The sequence below is a fragment of the Peteryoungia rhizophila genome, assembly GCF_004912145.1.
Classification (GTDB): Bacteria; Pseudomonadota; Alphaproteobacteria; order Rhizobiales; family Rhizobiaceae; genus Allorhizobium; species Allorhizobium rhizophilum.
In genome coordinates this window covers 981,311-1,000,574 of the sequence record NZ_STGT01000002.1, presented here as the reverse complement: position 1 = coordinate 1,000,574, position 19,264 = coordinate 981,311, and the positions used below count along the sequence as shown (strand labels likewise).

The following is a 19,264-nucleotide window of genomic DNA, read 5'->3' as shown; positions in this document are numbered from 1 at the left end:
ATAGTGCAGGAGGTGTGGCGTGTCAACATGCGGCCGGCAACGGCGTGTGGCCATGTCTGCACGGTTCACTACGCCCAAGCCAGTATCTGGGGGACTTGTCGACCAGCCGGCTTCCTGCCGACCCTCGGTAACGATCGATGCCAGCGCTTTGCGTGAGCCCGCCGGGTACTCAACGGCTTCCGATCAGGCCTAGTTGCGATACAAAGGATCATATTCGATCCCTTATTCACCTAAATCTTGATAGAGGATCGTTTTTGATCCTATAATCTACAGCAGGGCATCTATTTACAACGGATCGTATCTGATACAATAAAGTCATAAATCGCCATAAAGGATCGCATATGAATCCTAACATAGAATCCAAACTGGGCAACGTCGCAACAACCATGCATGATCTAGGCGCGAGGTTGGCTCGGGTTCGCCTCAGCCGCAACCTGACGCAAGCACGCTTGGCGCAGGAGGCAGGAACCTCGCTTCCGAGCATAAAGCGGCTGGAGGCCGGCCGGAACAGTTCGCTCGATACCCTTTTACGCGTACTAAGAGCATTAGACTTGGGCGATCGCATTCTCGACATCCTCCCCAACCCAGATGTTCGACCGGTCGAGCGAGTTCAACTTCAAGGCCACGAACGACGTCGAGCACGAACTCAGACGCAAGCCCCAAAAGCCAGCGACTGGGCGTGGGGCGAGGATGACATGCAATGACGGATGCGACCGTCCGCCTGTGGGGTAGAGATATTGGTGCCGTTAGCTGGCTGGATGACAGGGCGATCGGCGTATTCCAATACATGCCTGAGTTCGTCCAAAGCACCATCGAGCTGGCGCCGATCATGATGCGACTGCGCCCCGACCCATACGAATTTCCTGGCCTGCCGCGCGACGCCTTCAAGGGTCTGCCAGGCATGCTCGCCGACTCCCTGCCAGACAAATTCGGCAACGCTCTGATCGATACATGGCTTGCGACCCAGGGGCGATCGGCTGGCAGCTTCAACCCGGTTGAGCGCCTTTGCTATATCGGTACGCGCGGCATGGGCGCGCTCGAGTTTCACCCCACGATTCTCAAAGGCCCGCGCCAATCCCAACGCCTCGAAATTGACGCGCTGACCAAGCTCGCCAACGAAGTCCTCAACAATCGCGCCAACCTCGCCGGTGTCCTCAAGGGCAATGACGACCATGAAACGCTACAGGAGATTCTTCGCGTCGGAACATCCGCAGGGGGCGCGCGCGCCAAGGCCATCCTCGCATGGAACAAGGAGACCGGCGAATTTCGATCCGGCCAGGTCAAAGCTGGGGAAGGCTTCACCTACTGGCTCATGAAGTTCGATGGCATCTCAAACAATCGCGACAAGGAACTGGCAGATCCGCAGGGCTTTGGCCTTATCGAGTATGGCTTCTTTCTCTTGGCCCGCGCTGCCGGCATCGACATGACCGAATGCCGCATCCACCACGAAGGCGGCCGATCACATTTCATGACGCAACGCTTCGATCGCACCGTCAGCGGCCAGAAGCTCCACATGCAGTCGCTCGCTGCCTTGCGCCACTATGATTTCAACGCGGCAGGAGCCTATTCTTACGAACAGGCGGTCGAAACGATCCGGCTCCTCGGCCTGCCCGCTTACGACATCGAGCAACAGTTTCGTCGAGCTGTCTTCAACATTCTCGTCCGTAACCAGGACGACCACGTCAAGAATATCGCTTTCCTCATGAACCGAAAGGGCGAGTGGCGGCTGTCACCGGCGTTTGACGTCAGTTATGCCTACAACCCAGATGGAAGCTGGACTCATCAGCACCAGATGAGCCTGAACAGCAAGCGCGACCACTTCGACCTCTCAGATCTCGTCAAGTTTGGCGTCTTTTGCGATCTAAAGCCGAAAAAGGCTGAGGAGATCATCCGCGAGATCCATACGCAGGTCGAAAACTGGCCAGCCTTCGCTGAACAGGCCGGCGTAGCCGAAAAGACCGCCCAAGCTATTCACCGCGCCATGCGCCGAGACATCATCATCACAGCCTCGTAAAACGGACCCGGTCCAAACCTGAGTAGACCGTCGATGGAGGAACGCCTGCCCCGAACACTTGATCAGACTGTTGAATAGCCCCCAGATTTGCAAAGGCCCTCTTCCATAAAACTGAAGCAAGGAGGCGCTTATGGGTAAAGAAAAGATGCTGCCAGTCAAGTGCTGCAACCAGCTTGCCAGCAAACAGGTGTTCGAAGGATACGACGCTGGTTTCCGCAAAGCCGAACGCCTCTTCGAGCGCCTCGGTGACGGAAATCGTAGAGAGTTCGCCATATCCAAGGCAAGACTGCCAAGGCCCATTGTTACGGGATCATTGCGGAAGAGGGTTGCGCTGTTATGACATACAAACCGCTGCGGAAGGTTGAGCTTTCGCAGCCATCCAGGCGGCTTGGCCGGTCCATTAAGGTGAACCGTCTTGGTCTCGTCGAGAGATAATGCGCGCAGCGCAAAGCCCTGTAGCTCCAATGCCGTGCGCCCACCGACATAGAACGGCGTTCGCAAGAGCAGGGTCTGAAGAGTGATGACGACTTGCTGCCAACTTCAGCGTGCCGCGCGGCCTTTTGCTGACGCTGCGCACCGGCTGTTCCAGCCAGCCGGCCTTGACGCAGCAGGCACGCAGATTGCTGGCGATGCCGCGCGCTTCCAGCCAGGCAGCATCCACGACCAGCCCTTCCGACAAATCTTTTTCAAGTCGGTTTAACCGTGACCCGGTTTGCATCGCCATGCTGAGTTGAAAACTTCATTCTCAAACCACCTCAAAGTTTGCGAATATCTGGATTAACTCAATCTAACTGAGTGCATTCACCAATATTCAAACCAAGTATCCAGCGCCATCTCTGGTGGCGCGCAGTTCTCACCGACATATTTAGAACTGCAGCTTACGTGGCAGCCCCCTCTTTGGATTTGGCTACACCATGCAGGAATTCGACCGCCCGCAGCGCATAGGCCGCGGCACTGAATATGGCCCGTTTGTCCACCTTCATCACCTTGAGCCAGCTCTGGATATAGGCCGCATGATCGGCACCGGGCTCCGGCGTCAATGCCAGATCCGCGCATAGAAAGGCCGCACCCAATTCAGCAACGAGCTCCTCGAACGCGTAAGCCTCATCGCCCCATTTCTTTGCCCCGAAGTCGCGATCCAGACGGCTTTCATGTTTCGTCCAGTGGATCAGTTCATGCGCAAGCGTTGCACAATAGGCTTCCCCGTTCCGGAAACTCTCGAAACATGGCATCTGAACATGATCACTTGAACCGCTGTAATAGGCCCGATTGCCGCCATGGCGGATTTCGGCACGCGTTGCTGCAAAGAACTGATCCGCATGCGCGATGCGCTGAAGTGGGTCGATCACCGGCGCCGGCTTTTCATGATAATGCTCGGGCAGTCCCTCGATCTGTTCGACGTTGAAGACCGTGTAAGTTTTGAGAAACGGTATCTGCTTGACCCCCTCTCCTTCGTCGTCGTCCTCATCCCCTTCCCGGCTGATGGTACCCGCATAGACAACCATGCTGCCCGCCTCACCCTTGCGCACATGGGCGCCGAGCTCACGGGCCTGTTTGAACGTCATCCAGCAGGCAGACGAATACCCCGCCTCAATGGCCGCCGCCCACAGCATCAAAACATTGATGCCGCCATAGCCAAGTCCATTGTGCCGCAAGGGTCTTGTGATCCGCCCGGCCGTGTTTCCGGCATTCCAGGGCTTTAGCCAGGTCAGATCCCCCATTTCCAGATCGGCAATAATCTTGTCCGTCACTTCAGCGTAAACATTGTTTTTCATGTCCCTTTTCCTTTGATCGGGTTGCGCATGCAACCGATCTGCCCCTCTGGCGAAGAGAGGGGGGAACCCGTCCAGACCCAAAAGCGTCCGGGGTGGTGCGGGCGCAAGGCGCGAGCCTGAGCCACGGCCCGAACGCTTTTGCCCGAAGGGTTCAAGGTCTTGACGGGTGATGGGGCGGCAGCCCCTTTCAAGTGTTACAGTTGGCGCAAGGTATCGAAAGCTTCGACGCTGGCGATGGCGATGGCGATGGCGATGGACAATATCTTCGTCATCGCGCTGATCTTCAGCTTCTTCGCCATCCTGCGCGCGTATCAGCACCGCGTGCTGTTCTGGGGCATTCGTTTCTGCAACCACTGGTGACTACCCGATAAGCGCAATGATCGAAGCTCGGCCTATCCCGGATTCAAGAGCACGAATAGACCCAGTTTAATGGGTTGTATAATCGGCAAAAATGCACTATTTGAACCATTAAAAGGGTCTATTAATGCATCTGACGCTCCAAAACCATTTTAATGGAGAGTGGCACGACGCTGCCACGCTGGAACTCAAGGACGATGCGGCCGGTTTCCAGGGCGCATCGATCGTCAATTACGATCTCGATTATTTCGTCACAGTGGCATCGGCGGAGTTCGCAGCTGGAAAAACGGTCCGCGACCATCGCGCCTTATCCGTCCGCTATCCCGTTGATCTCGAAAATCGATATAGCCGTAGCTGGCCACCCTTCCTTTTGGATCTTATGCCCCAGGGGCATGCAAGGCGAAAGCTTGCCGAGCACCTCGGCCTTGCGGAAGGCTCGCGCGCATCCGACTTGCCGCTGCTTCTGCGATCCGCGACTGGGGGGATAGGCAATATCCGGATCAAAGAAGCGGCAGAAGCAGAAACGGAGCGGCTTCGCGGTGTAGAGCGCCAGGGGGTGACGGAGGCGGAAATCCTTGAGCGGTCTGATCGCTTCATGGAAGTCGCCGATCGCTTCGGAATACTCGCTTCCGGCTCAAGCGGCCTGCAAGGCGAATGGCCGAAGGTCTCGATGACACAGGCAAATGACGGGCTCTATTATCCTGACAGCTTCGTGACCGATGATGAGGCCGTGCGCCACGTCATTGTCAAGCTGGTCCGAAGCAGCGAGCCCGTGGACCGCATGATCCTCGAAGGGGAAGCCCTCTATTCGCGGATCGCGCAAGAGATCGGTCTGAATGTCAGCGAACCATCCACCTATTCCGAAGGCGTCCTGATCATTCCCCGTTTCGATCGGAGGAAGAAAGAAAACGGCCAAACCGTGCGGTTGGGGCAGGAAAGCCTCGTGTCAGCGATTGGCGTTGCCGACTTCGGCCATGTCGGCACACACGAGGCGTATATCAACCTTCTGTGCCAAAATTCGGCCGATCCCTTAGCGGATGTTGTGGAATACCTCAGGCGCGACATCGCCAACCTGGCGCTTGGCAATCCTGACAATCACGGCCGGAACTCCGCTCTGAGCAAGCATCACGACGGAACAATCCGCCTGTCTCCGCTCTTTGATTTCGCCCCAATGCGACTTGCCAAAGAGGGGATTGTTCGTTCCACCCGCTGGGCAATGATGCGTGACGGTGGTCGCGATCACCTTCCCGATTGGAAGCGTATATGCATGGAGGTGATGCCCGAGGAAGCACAGCATCAAACTCTAGCGGCTGCGCTCTGCGATTTTGCCGAACGTCTGCGGCAGTCGCCGACCATGGCGAAAGATTATGGAGCGCCTGGAGACATTCTGGAACGCGCAATGGGACGCTGCAGAGCGATCACAGACAGCGTTCTGGCTGCGTGCGAGTAATGCCGAAGGAGAGCTAAATGGCTCGGTGGAAGAAACCCACGAAAGAAGAGATCCTTGAAAACCGGAGAACACTGGCTGAGCGTGCGCGCAGTGGTGATCTAACGCTACCCGGTGCTGTGGCAGAAATCCGGAAAGGTTTCGGCATGACCCAGGCAGAGTTCGCCAAGACACTGTCACTCACCAGGCGCCAGGTTGCGGAGATGGAAGCTGGCGTGGCGAACCCGACTCTGGAAACGCTAGTTAAGATCGGCCGGCTATTCGGCTTTGGAGTTGGTTTTGTCCCCTCCAAATCATCCCACGACTTTTAGAAACACAGTCTGTCGGAGGCTGGCCTTGTGACGGTGTTACCTTGTTCGCTTCAGGTCACCAAGCGTCTACGACCTTTCTGTTCTTTTCCAAGTTTCGCCTGAAGGCCAACACTATCGGTTCGAACAGGAGTCGCATTGTCTATCAGGCGGAGCTCGCCCAGCAGGCGGCTCAGTTTGAAGCGCCCCGCTGGTCCAGCCCGAGGGGTTAACTCCAATCAGGGCTCAACCTTGCGTGCCGATTGGCGACCCAAGAGAAAGACCGACGACCACATCTCCCCTGCAGGCACCATGGCAAGCCAGCTCGATCGAGTAGTGGGTGATCATGACGCGCCGTTCCAACAACCATGGACCATTGGGCCAGACGGGAGATCAAAATTCATACAGTGGATGAGATGGTAATCTTTTTTCATTGAAAATTATTTATTTTCATAAGACAGTCCACCTGCAATCGCTTTTCACGCGGAAGGACTCGATTTCATGACATGCAGTCTGCAGATCCGATATTCAGAGGCTGTAACTGTATTTCACGACCGATGGCTGCCGGAGCAGGCCATACCCGTGGGCTATGCCACATTGATCGAGGCCTACAAGCTTTCCGTACCACTACCCCGCAAACTGGCGGCCATTGGTCCACGGCACAAAGTCTATGAGGCAGATGGCTGGCAAATTCTCACGCCACGCCATCAACCCGCCAATACGCTTGGTGCTCACCTTACATTCGCCCTGCGTTATGAAGGCCTCGATCTACTAGTGCTGAAAGCACTCTTCCGAGCAACCGGCCCCGAGCCCATTGCCGATATCGTGCGTATGGCCCCGACCGGATCCTATGCTCGTCGCATCTGGTTTCTCTATGAATGGCTGTTGCAGGAGCAGCTCGACCTGCCCGATGCGACAACTGGAACTTATGCGCTCGTCGTCGACCCTGAACAGCAATGGGCGATCACCGGATCGAACTCCACTCGCCATCGTGTCAGAAACAATCTCCCGGGCACAGCGCAATTCTGCCCCATGGTGTTCAGGACACAGACGCTGAACGCCTTCGTCCATCGCAACCTCGCCGCACAGGCAAGCAGGCTGATCGCAAATGTTCCAGCAGATCTGCTGGCGCGTACGGCAGCATTCCTCCTGTTGAAGGATTCCCGTTCCAGCTTCGAAATTGAAGGCGAAGCCCCCCCGCAAGATCGCATCCAGCGCTGGGGCCAGGTCATCGGCGAAGCCGGACGGCGCTCAATCACCCTGCACGAGCTGCTACGCCTGCAGCGCATCGTCATCGGCGATGCGCGTTTCGTCCAGCTTGGCCTTCGCAGTGAAGGCGGCTTCGTCGGCGAACATGACCGCAATACCGGAACACCGATCCCGGATCATATCAGCGCCAGGCATCAGGACCTCAAGGAACTGATGGAGGGCCTGATTGCATTCGAACGCGTAGCGACTCCCGAACTCGATCCGGTCATTGCGGCCGCATGTCTCGCATTTGGCTTCGTCTACATCCACCCATTCGAAGACGGCAATGGGCGCCTTCATCGCTATCTGATCCATCACGTTCTGGCCGCAGGAGGGTTCAACCCTCCCGGGATTGTGTTTCCGGTGTCAGCCGTAATCCTTGATCGCATCGACGAGTACAGGCGCACCCTGGAAAGCTACTCCAGAAGACTGCTGCCGTTGATCCAGTGGACAGAGACTGAGCGCGGTAATGTCGAAGTGCTGAACGAGACCGCAGATTTCTACCGCTTCGTTGATGCGACACCGCAGGCTGAATTCCTGTTTTCATGCGTCGCGCGCACGGTTGACATTGATTTGCCCACGGAAACGGCGTTTCTGGCTGGATACGATGCTTTCAAGAAGCATGTCTCTGTACTCATTGACATGCCGGACCGTTTGATCGACCTCTTGTTCCGCTTCCTGAGGCAGAATGATGGAATGCTTTCCAAACGTGCGCGAGAAAACGAGTTCGCCAACCTCACCCTTACGGAAGCCTCAAGAATTGAAGCCATCTACCAGGAAATACTCCCGCAAATCGGCGGCACCAGCGCACGGACCAACGAAATATCGGACAGAGGCCCAGACGAACCCTGACCTCGCGACAGTCCGTGAAGGCGACGCACCTTCGGCGCCACACCGACTCGCCAATCCGTCCACGTCCTGGTTCTCAAGAAGCCTGAAGGAAGCGAGCCTTGTAAACTGTGAAGTCTTTTGAGGTTGGATAGATTAACTGAAGACGACGAGTTCATCGCGGTGTTTGACGAAGATGCACGCCAAGCTCTCACTGCCGTCTTGCAAGACTGTCGTCACCTGTGTGAGCCGTTGAGATTGGCGTCACGTGCCATGAGCGTCGAGTTCACCAGGGGTTGGCGTCCAGCGGAACGAACGTCATGCTGCATAGGACGTGCCGTAGCACTCCTCCATGCTCGTGATGGCACTCCGAAAAACTGGTCTATGGGTGCCACGCCCGATAGAAACTGGACCAGTTTGATCGAAAATTTGGTCTTGTTCGGGGCCGAAACTGGACTGTCCGCTACTGCCATTCGAGCCACAGAAGCAGCCCTCCTGGCAAAGCAAACAGTGAAGGCAGGCGGTGGCGACGCAGGGGCACCGTTCGCGCCATTCGGTACCCTGAGATCGGATTGCCCCCTAACTGCCCTAATCGAGGAGTGCGTTAGGAGAAGCACATCTTCGCGGTTGACGCAGACCTGTCATATCGATGCGATGGTCAAAGAGCGGTCGGCAATTCTGAGTTGACGTCCTCTTCCCATCCGCATCCAAGCGTCTGCCCCCGGCCCCGATCTGGACCAAACATGCGCGGAGGACTTCCTCCCGCGTATCCCTCGGCACCACTTCCCAACCGCAACCAATTCCCAAATGGAATACCGGCCGGAAATCTTTTCATTTTGCCGGGTTGCAGACCAAAGCGACTATGGCCCATCGAATGCGGAGAAAGTCATGAGCTCAACCAAGGCCCTTTGGGGCGGTCGTTTCCGGTCAGCCCCCGACCCCACGCTGACCCGCTACTCGCGCTCCGATGCAAGCCACATCCGCCTCGTCGGCTTCGACGTTGCCGGGTCGCGGGCCCACGCCCGCGAACTCGTGCGTGCCGGCATCCTCGACGATGACGAATGCCGGAGCATTGCGGCGACACTCGACGCGATTGCCGCGCAAGCCGGCAGCGGAGAGATCACGCCCGTCGCCGGAGATGAGGATATTCACACCTTCATCGAGCGTCATCTGATGGAACGCCTTGGTGACCTGGGCGGCAAGTTGCGCGCGGGTCGCTCGCGCAACGACCAGGCCGCAAACGACCTCAAGCTCTATCTTCGGGAAGAAGCCAAGGCCGTCTCGATCGAGCTTCTGGCGCTGATCGACGCCCTGATCGGCCAGGCAACCGCCCATCTGGACAGCCCGGCGCCGGGGTTCACGCATCTTCAGGCTGCACAGCCGATCGTCTTTGGTCATCAGCTGATGGCCCACGCCCAGGCGCTGTCACGCAATCTCGACCGGCTGCACGACTGGCATCGGCGCAGCAACCGCTCACCGTTGGGAGCAGCGGCCCTTGCCGGCAGCGCGATCGCCCGTTATCCGCATGAAACCGCGCTGGAACTCGGCTACGAAGGCTCCTTCGAGAACTCTATCGATGCGGTCGGCAGTCGCGACCACGTTGCCGAATTCATCTTCGTCACGGCGATGATCGGCATCGACCTCTCCCGACTGTCAGAGGAGATCATCCTCTGGTGTTCCCAGTCCTTCTCCTGGGCGAAGCTGGACGATGCCTTCTCGACCGGCTCTTCGATCATGCCGCAGAAGAAGAACCCGGACATTGCCGAACTGACCCGAGGGCGAAGCGCGCGGCTGATCGGCTGCCTGTCGAGCATCATGGCCACCCTCAAAGGTCTGCCCTTCGCCTACAACCGGGACCTGATCGAGGATAAAAAGGCTGCCTTCGAGGCTGTCGACACCCTGCACATGGCGCTGCCTGCGATGAGCGGCCTCGTGCGGACACTGCAGTTCGACACGGCCCGCATGCGGGAAGCGGCGACCCAGGGCTTCACGCTTGCAACCGAGATGGCCGATTGGCTGGCGCTGCGCGGCGTGCCCTTCTCGCATGCCCATGAAATCACCGGCCGGGCCGTACGCTACTGCGAGGATCAGGGCATCACGCTCGAAGACCTCACACCCCAGATGCTGGCGGAAATCGATCCGTCGCTGGAGCCTTCGATCATGGAGCACATCTCGGTGGAGGCCGCGCTTGCAGCACGCTCGGCGCAGGGCGGCACGGCCCCTGAAGCTGTCCAGCGCCAGATCGGTCGCCTCGGCCTGACCTTGGCGCCGTTCCGGACCTGGGCAGAGGAGGGTGCGCAATGACCACTGCCGCCGGCTCTGAAGCCTATCGCACCCCGGTGAGACCGGATCCGACTGCCTTCACCATCATGCCACGCCGTCACTACGGACGATGGCTGGCAACGGCGCTCATTCTTCTCGCCATTGGCAGCATCGTCAGGGCGTTTGCGCTCGGCCAGATCGAATGGTCCGTGGTGGCCCAGTTCCTGACCGCGCCGGCAATCCTCTTTGGCCTTGTCAACACCATCATCATGGCCATCGCCGCCATGGCACTCGGCATCACCCTCGGCGTCCTCTTCGCCGTGATGGTCATGTCGCCGAACCCGGTGCTGCATTACTCCGCCAAGGGCTACATCTGGTTCTTCCGCGGCACGCCGCTGATCCTGCAACTCCTGCTCTGGTTCAACCTGGCGCTGGTGTTTCCGACACTCGGGATCCCTGGCCTCTTCGAATTCCGGACGGTCGATGTCATCACTCCCTTCATGGCGACACTCCTTGGACTGGGGATCAACCAGGGCGCCTACACGGCCGAAGTCGTGCGGGCCGGCATCCTGTCGGTGGACCAGGGCCAGACGGAAGCCGCCCAGTCGATCGGCATGGCGCGCCCGACGATCATGCGCCGCATCGTCTTGCCGCAGGCTATGCGTGTCATCATCCCGCCGGTCGGCAACGAATTCATCAGCATGGTCAAGCTGACCTCGCTGGCCTCGGTCATCCAGTTCTCCGAGATCTTGCGCAATGCGCAGACGATCTACTTCGCCAACGGCCGCGTCATCGAGCTCCTGATCGTGGCAGCCATCTGGTACATCTCCGTGGTCTCGGTGATGTCCTTCGGACAACACTTCCTGGAGCGCCGCTTTTCGCGCGGACAGGCCAACCGGGGGCGCGGACAATGAGCTTTGACCCAAAACAATCGACGCAGACGCTGCTGTCCGCGCGAAAGGTCACCAAGACCTTCGGAAGCCTGACGGCCCTCGATGCGGTTGATCTCGACGTCATGCGCGGTGAAGTCCTGTGCATCATCGGCCCCTCGGGTTCGGGCAAGTCGACCTTGCTCCGTTGCCTGAACCAGATCGAACGCTTCGATCGCGGCGCGGTCTGGATCGACGACGAGCTGATCGGCTACCGTCAGGACGGAGACACGCTCCACGAACTGGACGATCGCGCCATCGCGCGCCAGCGCCTCGCCTGCGGCATGGTCTTCCAGCGTTTCAACCTGTTCAATCACATGACGGCCTTGCAGAATATCATGGAAGGCCCCGTCACTGTCCTCAAGCGACCGCGTCAGGAGGTGCGCCAAGAGGCCATCGCCTTGCTGCAAAGGGTCGGTCTGTCGGACAAGCATGACGCCTATCCCGCACAGCTGTCGGGTGGCCAGCAGCAGCGTGTGGCGATCGCCCGTGCGCTGGCCATGAAGCCGAAGCTGATGCTGTTCGACGAGCCGACATCCGCGCTCGATCCTGAACTGGTCGGCGAAGTGCTGACCGTCATGCGCGACCTTGCCGCCAGTGGCATGACAATGATCGTCGTGACCCACGAGCTCGGCTTTGCGCGCGAGGTGGCCGATCGCGTCATCTTCATGGACGGCGGCCGGATCGTCGAGACCGGCGCTCCGGACCGTGTCCTGGGGGAACCTTCGGAACAGCGGACAAGAGACTTCATAGCGGCCGTGCTGTCGTAAGGCCGGCTTATAACAAGAGAGGAACTGAAAATGTCATTGAAAACACTTCTGATCGCCGGCACTGCCCTTGTGGCCACGGCCACCTTCGCAGGCGCCCAGGAATTGCCGCAGCGTATCCGCGACGCGGGCACCATTGTTGCGGCGACGAACCCGAACTACGCGCCGATCGTCTACAAGGATCCGGCGACGAACACGCTCCAGGGCCTCGACATCGCGCTTGGCGAAGCCATTGCCGAAGAGCTCGGCGTCAAGGTCGAGTGGCAGGAAACTGAATTCGTTCAGATGCTGCCCTCGCTGCAGACAGGTCGCGTCGACATGGCCATGGCCGGCATGTCCGACCTTCCGTCCCGTCGGGAAACCGTCGACTTCGTCGACTACATGGTCTCCGGTGCCCAGTTCTACACCCTGAAGGCGCTGTCGGAAAACATCACGGGCACCGCCGACCTGTGCGGCAAGCGCGTCGGCGCCTCGCGTAACACGAACTGGCCGAAGGACATCGCCGAATGGAGCCAGGAAAACTGCGAGGCAAAGGGCCTGACGCCGATCGAAGTCATCGGTACCGAAGGTTCGGTCGATGCACGCACCCAGCTGAAGAGCCAGCGACTCGACGCGGCCGTGCAGGGCAATGAGACCCTTCCCTACTTCCAGAACCTGGAGCCCGACACCTATGTGCTGCTGGGAGAGCCCTTCACACGTTCGCTCGCCGGTATTCCCTTCCTCAAGACCGAGGAAGGCGTCCAGATCCGCGAGGCTGTACAGGGCGCGCTTGAGAGACTGAAGGAAAGCGGCCGCTATGCCGAAATCTTCGCCGAACACGGTCTCGCCGCCAACGAGATCGACGCGATCGCCCTCAACCAGGGCGAATAGGCGAAGGCGTTCCAGACCAGCGTGACGCCGTCATTCTGGTCCAGCCGCTAGTCCCGCCGTGTGATCTCTTCCATCAACCAGTCATGGAAAAGGTTGAGCGCGCGGCGGGACGTCCGGTCCGCAGGTCGGGTGAACCAGTAGCAGTTGGAGCTATCGAATCCGATCCCGCCCGGATTGACCAGATCACCCGAAGCAAGTTCCCGGACGATCAGTTCGCGCGGGATGATCGCCAATCCCTGACCCGCAATCGCAGCGCGGATGACCAGCGTATAGAAACCGAAGCGCACATAGTGGCGAGGCTCGGGCGCCTCCGCCGGCAACGCCAGCGCGGTGCGCAGGTTCTGCCAGCAGTTCGGCGTCTGCGGATGCTCGAGAAGCGTGAATCGCCCGATGTCGTCCAGAACCTCCAGCCCACCCACCCTACAGATATACTCGGGCGCCCCCACCAAAGCGACATCGGCGCCAAACAGATAATCGGCCGTCTGCCCGCGCCACGGCGGTGCACCATAACGAAAGGCCGCATCGGGTTCGGCCTGACCGGGCGTCTCAAAGCTCGTGAACTGGACGTCGATCGTCGGATATCGCTCGGCAAATCGTGCAAATCGCGGCAGAAGCCAGCGATCACCCAGGATCGGCAGCAGATGGAGGCGCAGGACGTCCGGATCGCTCGAGAGACGCGCCACCCGAAGCGCGGCGTCTTCCAGCGCCTTCAAGGCGATCTTGGCGTGTTCCAGGTAGATATGCCCAGCTTCGCTCAACTGCAGACCTGACGTGTGCCGGATGAAGAGGCTTTGGCCCACCGAGGCCTCGAGCTTCGACAACTGCTTGCTGACCGCGCTCTGGGACAGGTTCACCGCATCGGCCGCTGCGACCGTCGACCCTCGTTCAGCCAGTGCGATGAGGACCCGGAGTCCTGCTGTCGAAGGTATTCGCGGATTCACGCCTGCTTGCTTTCAATTGGCGACATTGATGCGCAGCCATATCTTGTCGTGGACAGTCGACAGGACAAGCGACGAAATGAACGACATCTCACCATAGGCAATATTCCTAATGCGTGCCAGTGGCTGCTTTTGGCGCGCAGGCGACGTGAGGCGGCGGGGGCAATGTCTGCTTCCAGGCCGGCGCTGTAACGGCCGTTATGGCCGAGTTGAGGGCGCATAGCTGCCCCAGCCTACACTCTCAGAGAGAATTGAGCTGCTTTCCCGGCAGTCAGGGCGCGCTAACTTCCTCCAGAGCGCCGATGCAAGCTTTCAGAAATTTGGCCCTGAGACGCGAGGGTACTTGCATCACTAGCGGGTTATGTCACGGGCTGGTCGACCAAACCCGGTTGACGGCCAGGTCCCCCGTGTCGATTTGACGCCGGAGGGCTTCCTGGCATGATTCCAATAAATCACGCGTCTAACCCATTTGTCGAACTTCAGACTTGCACACTTACAAGTCAGTGTCTCGGCCTACGTATTTTCAGGAATGCTGGTACAGCAAGTATCGCAGGTTCAAATAAACTGTTGGAGGAGCATCAAAGGGGCAGCATGGCTTCCTGGGATTGCCACCTTGGACGGCCGCAAGTGGTATCTCGACTATGCTCATGAAGCCCTCAAAAACTCCTTTCGCCTCGCAGCCTCCTCCACTTCCCTGAAGGGTCGGCGAACACTCATACGACCCTCCCTGCGGGCTTGAGCAGCAGGAAGATCGCTCCGAAAGCAGCCCATAAAAGTGGGACGGAGAAAATCTTAACCTTCTGTTTTTTCTAATTTCTCCGTTTTGACCCATATGGAGCCAACTCGTTGGATTTACTTAAGAACGGTGTGCCCTCCGGGCCTACCACCTTCTGCGACATCTGCCGGAACAGGGCAAATCCGGCAGCCAGCACGATCCCCAGACCGAGGCCGAAGAGGCCGCCACCGAAGGCGCCGGCCATCAGCAGCACCTTACGCCCCGGACCATCGGGAGCCTGAGCCGGGAAGGCGTCGGCGACGATGCGGACATTGCTGGAATAGAGGCTCATCTCGGCCGCCGTTTCCTCGCTGCGCTTGAGCACGGCCTCGTAGACGTCGCGTGCGGCTTTGGCCTTGCGCTCCAGCTCGCTGAGCTCGATCAGAGCCGTCGAATTGGTCGCCTGGGATGCCTTCTGGACGTTGAGCTCCTTGAGGATGTCGACCTCTTCCTTCTGCGCCGATTCGTAGGCGCTGCGGGCGGCGACCACCATGCGCTCGAGTTCGAGGCGGATCTGCCGTTCGATGTCGCCGAGCGACGCCTTGGCCGACTGCAATTGCGGGTGTCGCGGGCCGAGACGTTCCGTCAGGCTGCTCACATTGGCCGAAAGGCTCGCATACTGATTGCGGAGATCTCCGAGCGTTCGCGATGCCGCGGCGTCCCCGACGAGAACATCGTTGATGTCGAGCCTGGACACGGTATCGAGCTGCGCCTTGGCCTCGATGATCTTCTGCTGTGCCGCAACAAGCAGATCGTCGAGCGACTGCAGACGCTTGTCGGCGATCTGGTCACCGCCCACGGCAAAGAGATCGTTCTGAGAGGTGAAGGCGCGCACCTCGGCCTCGGCGGCGATGACGGCCTTGCTGAGCGCCGTCAACTGATTGACAAGGCTCGTATTGACGCTTCCAAAACTGTCTTCGGCATTGACGCGACTGTCCTTGAGATAGGCGGCCACCAGCGAATTGGCGATTGCGGCCGACTTCTCCGCCTCCCTGGTCGTCACCTTCACCTGGAAGATGAACGTGCCTTCCTGGCGCGAGACCAGGATCTGCTTCTGCAGGTTGGAGATCACCCTGTTCATGTCGGAGGCGGCATTGTCCGAGGAGCGACCGAGAAACTCGGGATCCGTCGTGAGCTTCAGATTGCCGGCAACGGTCTCCAGCACAGTGCGCGACGTGATGATCTGCGTCTGGCTGTCGATCGTCGCGTTGAGCACTTCCGGCGACGTCGCCCTGTCGTTCTCGACGAGCTCGACGGCAAGCTTCTGCGGATCGAAATAGAGCGTCGCAGTCGCGCTGTACTTCTTGGCCAGCAGCGTCGTCATGGCGCCGCCCGCAAGCGCGCAGACGACGGCGCCCGCGAGGACCGCCATGCGATACCGCCAGGCAGCAAGAGCAACGAACTTCAGGTCGATGACGAGTGGGGCGTCGGGAGTCGGGACCGGCGGCTGCACGGCCGCCGGGCGCTCGTTCGGCAAGGGCTCGTCCACTGCGTCGGGATGCACATCACCATGCACATCCTGTGGCGCGTCATTGCCGCCCGAGAGATCCCAGCCGAACCGTTCACGGGCCCGCTGCTCGATGTCATCCATGGTGAGCGGCCGGCGGGATCGTGGCTCTTGCACCTCGCGCTCATCGACAGACGCGCCGAGATAGCGGCGCAAGCTGACATTCGCCCCGCCCGCTGTGGACGTCGATTGTGCGCCCGCATCACGAGGCCGCGGGTCGAATTCTCCCAGTCCTCGGGTTGAATCTTTCACGATTGTCTTGCCCATGTATGTAGAGGTCCAGCGGACGTCGAAAGACGTCCGTTTCTTGCCGAACTATGAGTATTTACGGTTAATTAAGTCTTATCCCGCGGGCGGAATACGCACGCATGCACCGGGATCTGCGGCAGCGGGTTCGAGCGCCGGAAGAAGAACGGAGAGCTGTGCGCGATCTCCCGCTTCCGTCGGCTGGATATTGTTGCCCTCGTCCGGCGACCACCAGTCCCCACCGGCCCAGTAGGTCCAGCCGAGCCAGACGTCGGAATCCTCGGCCATCTGATCCATCATGCGCGTCAGACCGGCAAGGCAATCCGCATCCTTCGATCCGCCGAATTCGCCGAGAAATGCGCGTTTGTCGTGGGTGCGCAGCCATTCCGAGAGTTTCACAATCCCGTCGACCGCCAGATCTGCATTGACGCAGGCTTCGTTCGTGCCCGACAGGTCCTTGTCCATGTACTGGTGCACTTCGAAGGCATAATTGTCGATCGGATCGACGACGCCGAGCATTGTCGTCGCATTCGATCCCCGGCCGAAATCCTCAGGCCAGGAGACCACACCGCTCCAATGCGTGCCGGGCACGAGGACGAGATTGCGCGCACCGACGGCCCTGATACCCGCAATCGCGCGGTTTACCGCATCGAGCCAGACGGCCGGGGCAATGTCATGCGGCTCGTTCATCAGCCCAAAGGCGATGCCGTCTTCATTGGCGAACTCGGCCGCGAGCCGGATCCAGAACTGTGCGAACTGTCGCGTAGGCACTGCAGCTGATCCGATCATCTGACCGGAGTAATAAGCATAATTATGCGGATCAAGAACGACGGTCAGACCCTTGCCGCGCAGGCCATTTACACTTGCCTTCAGCCGCTCCAGTTCGGTCTGGTCGAAGGCACCGCCCAAGCGTGGCTGAAGCCTCTCCCACTTGAAAGGCAAACGCACGGAATCAAACCCCTTGTCTGCGAAAAAGTTCACCGTGGACGTCGAGGGATAGATGAAGTTCACACCCTCCACACCGTCTAACTCTCCATATTCGGCGCCAGAAAGGTTCAGCCCCCGAAAACAAAGGTCTGCAGATGCAGCATTGCCGGAACCCGCGTTTGCAAATGAAGCCAGACAAAAAAACACTGCGCGACAGAGTCTGTTGCAATTACTGTGGCCAATCATGTCGCAATCATCCTTCGTCCTTCGAGCCCTGCAGAACTGGTGTGAGACGCACCTATGATGGTGACCTGACTGAAAACAATGGGTTCACGGTAGTTCCAACAAGTCGGAAACTGTCAGCTTGCCCAAGTGATCCCAGACGAGCGCCTTGTCGGCACAGGAGTGATACGATCCAGCGCACTGGTCACGCAGCATCAAAAGTGCCCGTTGAGCTGCATTGTTAGGCAGGCCAACAGCATCGGCGATCGTGACGCCGAGAAACCCGACATCCATGGTCATCGGTGGGAGAGATTTGACATCTCGGCCATAAGCGTGAACGTCGAAGTAGGTTTGGTAGAGTGGAGAGTTCCAATCGGCCGCGGCCTGTCCCCGGACCGCCGCGTCGGCTGAATCCTGCGAGACGCTTGGCTGGTGATCACCATACTCCACCACCACGGCGCCGCCCTTCGCCTTGTTTTGGTCAACAAAAGCAAGGAAGGGCGCAAAATCCTGCCGTGCGAGCGTCATTCGTCTCAGAAATTCGTCTATATCAGGCCGATTGCCGAACGGCATTCCTCCAACAGCGTCTTCCGGCTGACTGACGTCATCATAAGGACCGTGAGTCGTCATTGTTTGCACGAAGACGAAAAGAGGACGACGATCGGTGGAGTTCTTGTGGTCGGATACAAGCGCCATGGTGAACTCGTAGAACAACCTGTCGCGCGCATGAGATGCGCCCGCGCCAACGTCGTCACGGTCATAGACTTCCTCAAAACCAATCGATTTCAAAAATGGCCCCTCATTGACCATCTCGTAGCGTGTCGGCATGACGGCAAGAGTTCGATAACCACATGCTGCCAACAATTGCGGCAGTGCATTCTTAACCTTCCCCGCCATGAAGATGGGCAAATAGGGACGCATCCACCCGAAATCTATCGCAGGCAGACCAGTCATCAAGGAGAACGTCGTCGTCCATGATGCGCCCGCGAAGGTTTCGACCCGCAAGGGCCTCCAATCAGCAGTTTCACGCGCGAGATAACTGTCGGGTCCACCAAATTTCCAGTCAGGATAGAGCGAAGGGGAAAACATCGACTCCATATGGATAATGTAAAGGTCAGGAGCCGATGACATGTCGCCACAGATTTGACCGCGATCAAACGGAGCAGCAACCTCCCGTGCGGCAACTTCGCGGGTTAGCTCTATCTCTTCAAACAGGAACGAGGTGTCCGTCAAAGAAACGAAGAGCGACGTCGCGAAGTGGCCACCCATGTAGTAGCCATGATCGCCAGGCGATCGCGGGTAACTGATCGTCAGGAAAACGGCTACAGAGAAAATTCCTGCAAGGCGCCAAAGAGGAGCAATATGCAAGGGTCTGTCGGCACGAAAAAGGCCGCGCACGAACCATGCTGCCAGCAATAGCGCAACAGGCAAAGGGATAAGCGTCTTCCAATAGTTTATCAGCACGAAATGCAAGCTGTCGCTGTCAGTTGCAAAACTCAGCAGGTCAAATACATGCACATTGAAACCCATCAATCTTTGCTTCGTAAGCGAGATCGCAGCGACAATGAAAACGATGCACCACGCCAACAACAAAGATGCTCGAACACGTTGGGTGAAATTGAAAATCAGTACCGTTAGCGTCAAAACAACGGCAATTGCGAAAGGTACGCTTCTATTGTCCCGTTCCAGGAAGAAGAGCAGGACAACGCAGACGGCCGATATCGCCACAACAACGGAACACCGATTAAAAAATTTGTACATGTCCGATGCGTACCTTCAGTTTACATGCGCAAGCCACGCACACTAAAGGAGAGCATCATAGATTGCAGGCTGATTGTGTCAGAAGGGTTAATCTCACGCCTGTG

General features: G+C 58.6%; 17 protein-coding genes. 11 read left to right on the top strand and 6 right to left on the bottom strand.

Going from position 1 to position 19,264, the window contains the following annotated elements; genetic code table 11:
- Positions 1–341 precede the first annotated feature (341 nt).
- The 3 genes from E9677_RS25890 (at position 342) to E9677_RS25885 (ending at position 2,354) form a co-directional block, all read left to right on the top strand.
- Positions 342–704: a helix-turn-helix domain-containing protein gene (locus E9677_RS25890; RefSeq protein WP_136558065.1), complete on the top strand. Its 363-nt coding sequence runs from the start codon at positions 342–344 to the stop codon at positions 702–704.
- Positions 701–2,014 (top strand): type II toxin-antitoxin system HipA family toxin, encoded by a 1,314-nt coding sequence (locus E9677_RS10715; RefSeq protein ID WP_136558064.1) that lies wholly within the window; start codon positions 701–703, stop codon positions 2,012–2,014. Before E9677_RS25890 ends, E9677_RS10715 begins: the two co-directional genes overlap by 4 nt.
- Positions 2,015–2,144: 130 nt before the next feature.
- Positions 2,145–2,354 carry a hypothetical protein gene (locus tag E9677_RS25885; RefSeq protein ID WP_205910132.1) on the top strand — a complete coding sequence of 70 codons (210 nt, stop codon included), beginning with the start codon at positions 2,145–2,147 and terminating at the stop codon, positions 2,352–2,354.
- Between the two features lie 60 nt (positions 2,355–2,414).
- Here the strand turns inward: E9677_RS25885 and E9677_RS10705 are convergent, their stop codons facing one another.
- Entirely contained in the window at positions 2,415–2,738 is a 324-nt protein-coding gene (locus tag E9677_RS10705) for an AbiEi antitoxin N-terminal domain-containing protein (protein ID WP_235882905.1), read from the bottom strand.
- A 154-nt stretch (positions 2,739–2,892) separates the two neighbouring features.
- Entirely contained in the window at positions 2,893–3,789 is an 897-nt protein-coding gene (locus tag E9677_RS10700; RefSeq protein WP_136558063.1) for an ArdC family protein, read from the bottom strand.
- 159 nt (positions 3,790–3,948) lie between these two features.
- Here E9677_RS10700 and E9677_RS25525 point away from each other — a divergent pair, with 159 nt between their 5' ends.
- The 8 genes from E9677_RS25525 (at position 3,949) to E9677_RS10655 (ending at position 12,784) form a co-directional block, all read left to right on the top strand.
- Entirely contained in the window at positions 3,949–4,149 is a 201-nt protein-coding gene (locus tag E9677_RS25525; RefSeq protein ID WP_235882928.1) for a TerC family protein, read from the top strand.
- Positions 4,150–4,273: 124 nt separating this feature from the next.
- Positions 4,274–5,596, top strand: coding sequence for a type II toxin-antitoxin system HipA family toxin (locus E9677_RS10690; protein ID WP_136558062.1), 1,323 nt, complete (start codon positions 4,274–4,276; stop codon positions 5,594–5,596).
- A gap of 17 nt (positions 5,597–5,613) precedes the next feature.
- Positions 5,614–5,904 (top strand): helix-turn-helix transcriptional regulator, encoded by a 291-nt coding sequence (locus E9677_RS10685; protein WP_136558061.1) that lies wholly within the window; start codon positions 5,614–5,616, stop codon positions 5,902–5,904.
- 477 nt (positions 5,905–6,381) lie between these two features.
- Positions 6,382–7,980 (top strand): Fic family protein, encoded by a 1,599-nt coding sequence (locus tag E9677_RS10680; RefSeq protein ID WP_136558060.1) that lies wholly within the window; start codon positions 6,382–6,384, stop codon positions 7,978–7,980.
- Positions 7,981–8,844: 864 nt separating this feature from the next.
- Positions 8,845–10,260 (top strand): argininosuccinate lyase, encoded by a 1,416-nt coding sequence (gene argH / locus E9677_RS10670; protein WP_136558058.1) that lies wholly within the window; start codon positions 8,845–8,847, stop codon positions 10,258–10,260.
- Positions 10,261–10,325: 65 nt separating this feature from the next.
- Positions 10,326–11,132 carry an amino acid ABC transporter permease gene (locus E9677_RS10665; RefSeq protein ID WP_235882927.1) on the top strand — a complete coding sequence of 269 codons (807 nt, stop codon included), beginning with the start codon at positions 10,326–10,328 and terminating at the stop codon, positions 11,130–11,132.
- Positions 11,129–11,917 carry an amino acid ABC transporter ATP-binding protein gene (locus E9677_RS10660; protein WP_136558056.1) on the top strand — a complete coding sequence of 263 codons (789 nt, stop codon included), beginning with the start codon at positions 11,129–11,131 and terminating at the stop codon, positions 11,915–11,917. Before E9677_RS10665 ends, E9677_RS10660 begins: the two co-directional genes overlap by 4 nt.
- Before the next feature lie 30 nt (positions 11,918–11,947).
- Entirely contained in the window at positions 11,948–12,784 is an 837-nt protein-coding gene (locus tag E9677_RS10655) for an ABC transporter substrate-binding protein (protein WP_136558055.1), read from the top strand.
- Positions 12,785–12,831: 47 nt separating this feature from the next.
- Here E9677_RS10655 and E9677_RS10650 read toward each other — a convergent pair whose 3' ends face one another.
- The 4 genes from E9677_RS10650 to E9677_RS10635 form a co-directional block, all read right to left on the bottom strand.
- Positions 12,832–13,725 carry a LysR substrate-binding domain-containing protein gene (locus tag E9677_RS10650; RefSeq protein ID WP_136558054.1) on the bottom strand — a complete coding sequence of 298 codons (894 nt, stop codon included), beginning with the start codon at positions 13,723–13,725 and terminating at the stop codon, positions 12,832–12,834.
- Positions 13,726–14,531: 806 nt separating this feature from the next.
- The gene (locus E9677_RS10645) at positions 14,532–16,160 is read right to left on the bottom strand and encodes a GumC family protein (protein WP_168801167.1); all 1,629 of its coding nucleotides are present in this window, start codon (positions 16,158–16,160) and stop codon (positions 14,532–14,534) included.
- Between the two features lie 186 nt (positions 16,161–16,346).
- Positions 16,347–17,423, bottom strand: a complete 1,077-nt coding sequence (locus E9677_RS10640; protein WP_136558052.1) for a glycoside hydrolase family 5 protein — start codon at positions 17,421–17,423, stop codon at positions 16,347–16,349.
- Between the two features lie 84 nt (positions 17,424–17,507).
- Positions 17,508–19,160 (bottom strand): sulfatase-like hydrolase/transferase, encoded by a 1,653-nt coding sequence (locus E9677_RS10635; RefSeq protein WP_136558051.1) that lies wholly within the window; start codon positions 19,158–19,160, stop codon positions 17,508–17,510.
- Positions 19,161–19,264: the final 104 nt, after the last annotated feature.

Bases quoted from the DNA above. Each gene is read 5' to 3' on its own strand.
- E9677_RS10705 (WP_235882905.1), bottom strand. From the start codon at position 2,738: ATGGCGATGCAAACCGGGTCACGGTTAAACCGACTTGAAAAAGATTTG.
- E9677_RS10635 (WP_136558051.1), bottom strand. From the start codon at position 19,160: ATGTACAAATTTTTTAATCGGTGTTCCGTTGTTGTGGCGATATCGGCC.
- E9677_RS10680 (WP_136558060.1), top strand. From the start codon at position 6,382: ATGACATGCAGTCTGCAGATCCGATATTCAGAGGCTGTAACTGTATTT.
- E9677_RS10640 (WP_136558052.1), bottom strand. From the start codon at position 17,423: ATGATTGGCCACAGTAATTGCAACAGACTCTGTCGCGCAGTGTTTTTT.
- E9677_RS10655 (WP_136558055.1), top strand. From the start codon at position 11,948: ATGTCATTGAAAACACTTCTGATCGCCGGCACTGCCCTTGTGGCCACG.
- E9677_RS10715 (WP_136558064.1), top strand. From the start codon at position 701: ATGACGGATGCGACCGTCCGCCTGTGGGGTAGAGATATTGGTGCCGTT.
- E9677_RS10660 (WP_136558056.1), top strand. From the start codon at position 11,129: ATGAGCTTTGACCCAAAACAATCGACGCAGACGCTGCTGTCCGCGCGA.
- E9677_RS10700 (WP_136558063.1), bottom strand. From the start codon at position 3,789: ATGAAAAACAATGTTTACGCTGAAGTGACGGACAAGATTATTGCCGAT.
- E9677_RS25890 (WP_136558065.1), top strand. From the start codon at position 342: ATGAATCCTAACATAGAATCCAAACTGGGCAACGTCGCAACAACCATG.
- E9677_RS25885 (WP_205910132.1), top strand. From the start codon at position 2,145: ATGGGTAAAGAAAAGATGCTGCCAGTCAAGTGCTGCAACCAGCTTGCC.
- E9677_RS10685 (WP_136558061.1), top strand. From the start codon at position 5,614: ATGGCTCGGTGGAAGAAACCCACGAAAGAAGAGATCCTTGAAAACCGG.
- E9677_RS10690 (WP_136558062.1), top strand. From the start codon at position 4,274: ATGCATCTGACGCTCCAAAACCATTTTAATGGAGAGTGGCACGACGCT.
- argH (WP_136558058.1), top strand. From the start codon at position 8,845: ATGAGCTCAACCAAGGCCCTTTGGGGCGGTCGTTTCCGGTCAGCCCCC.
- E9677_RS10665 (WP_235882927.1), top strand. From the start codon at position 10,326: ATGCCACGCCGTCACTACGGACGATGGCTGGCAACGGCGCTCATTCTT.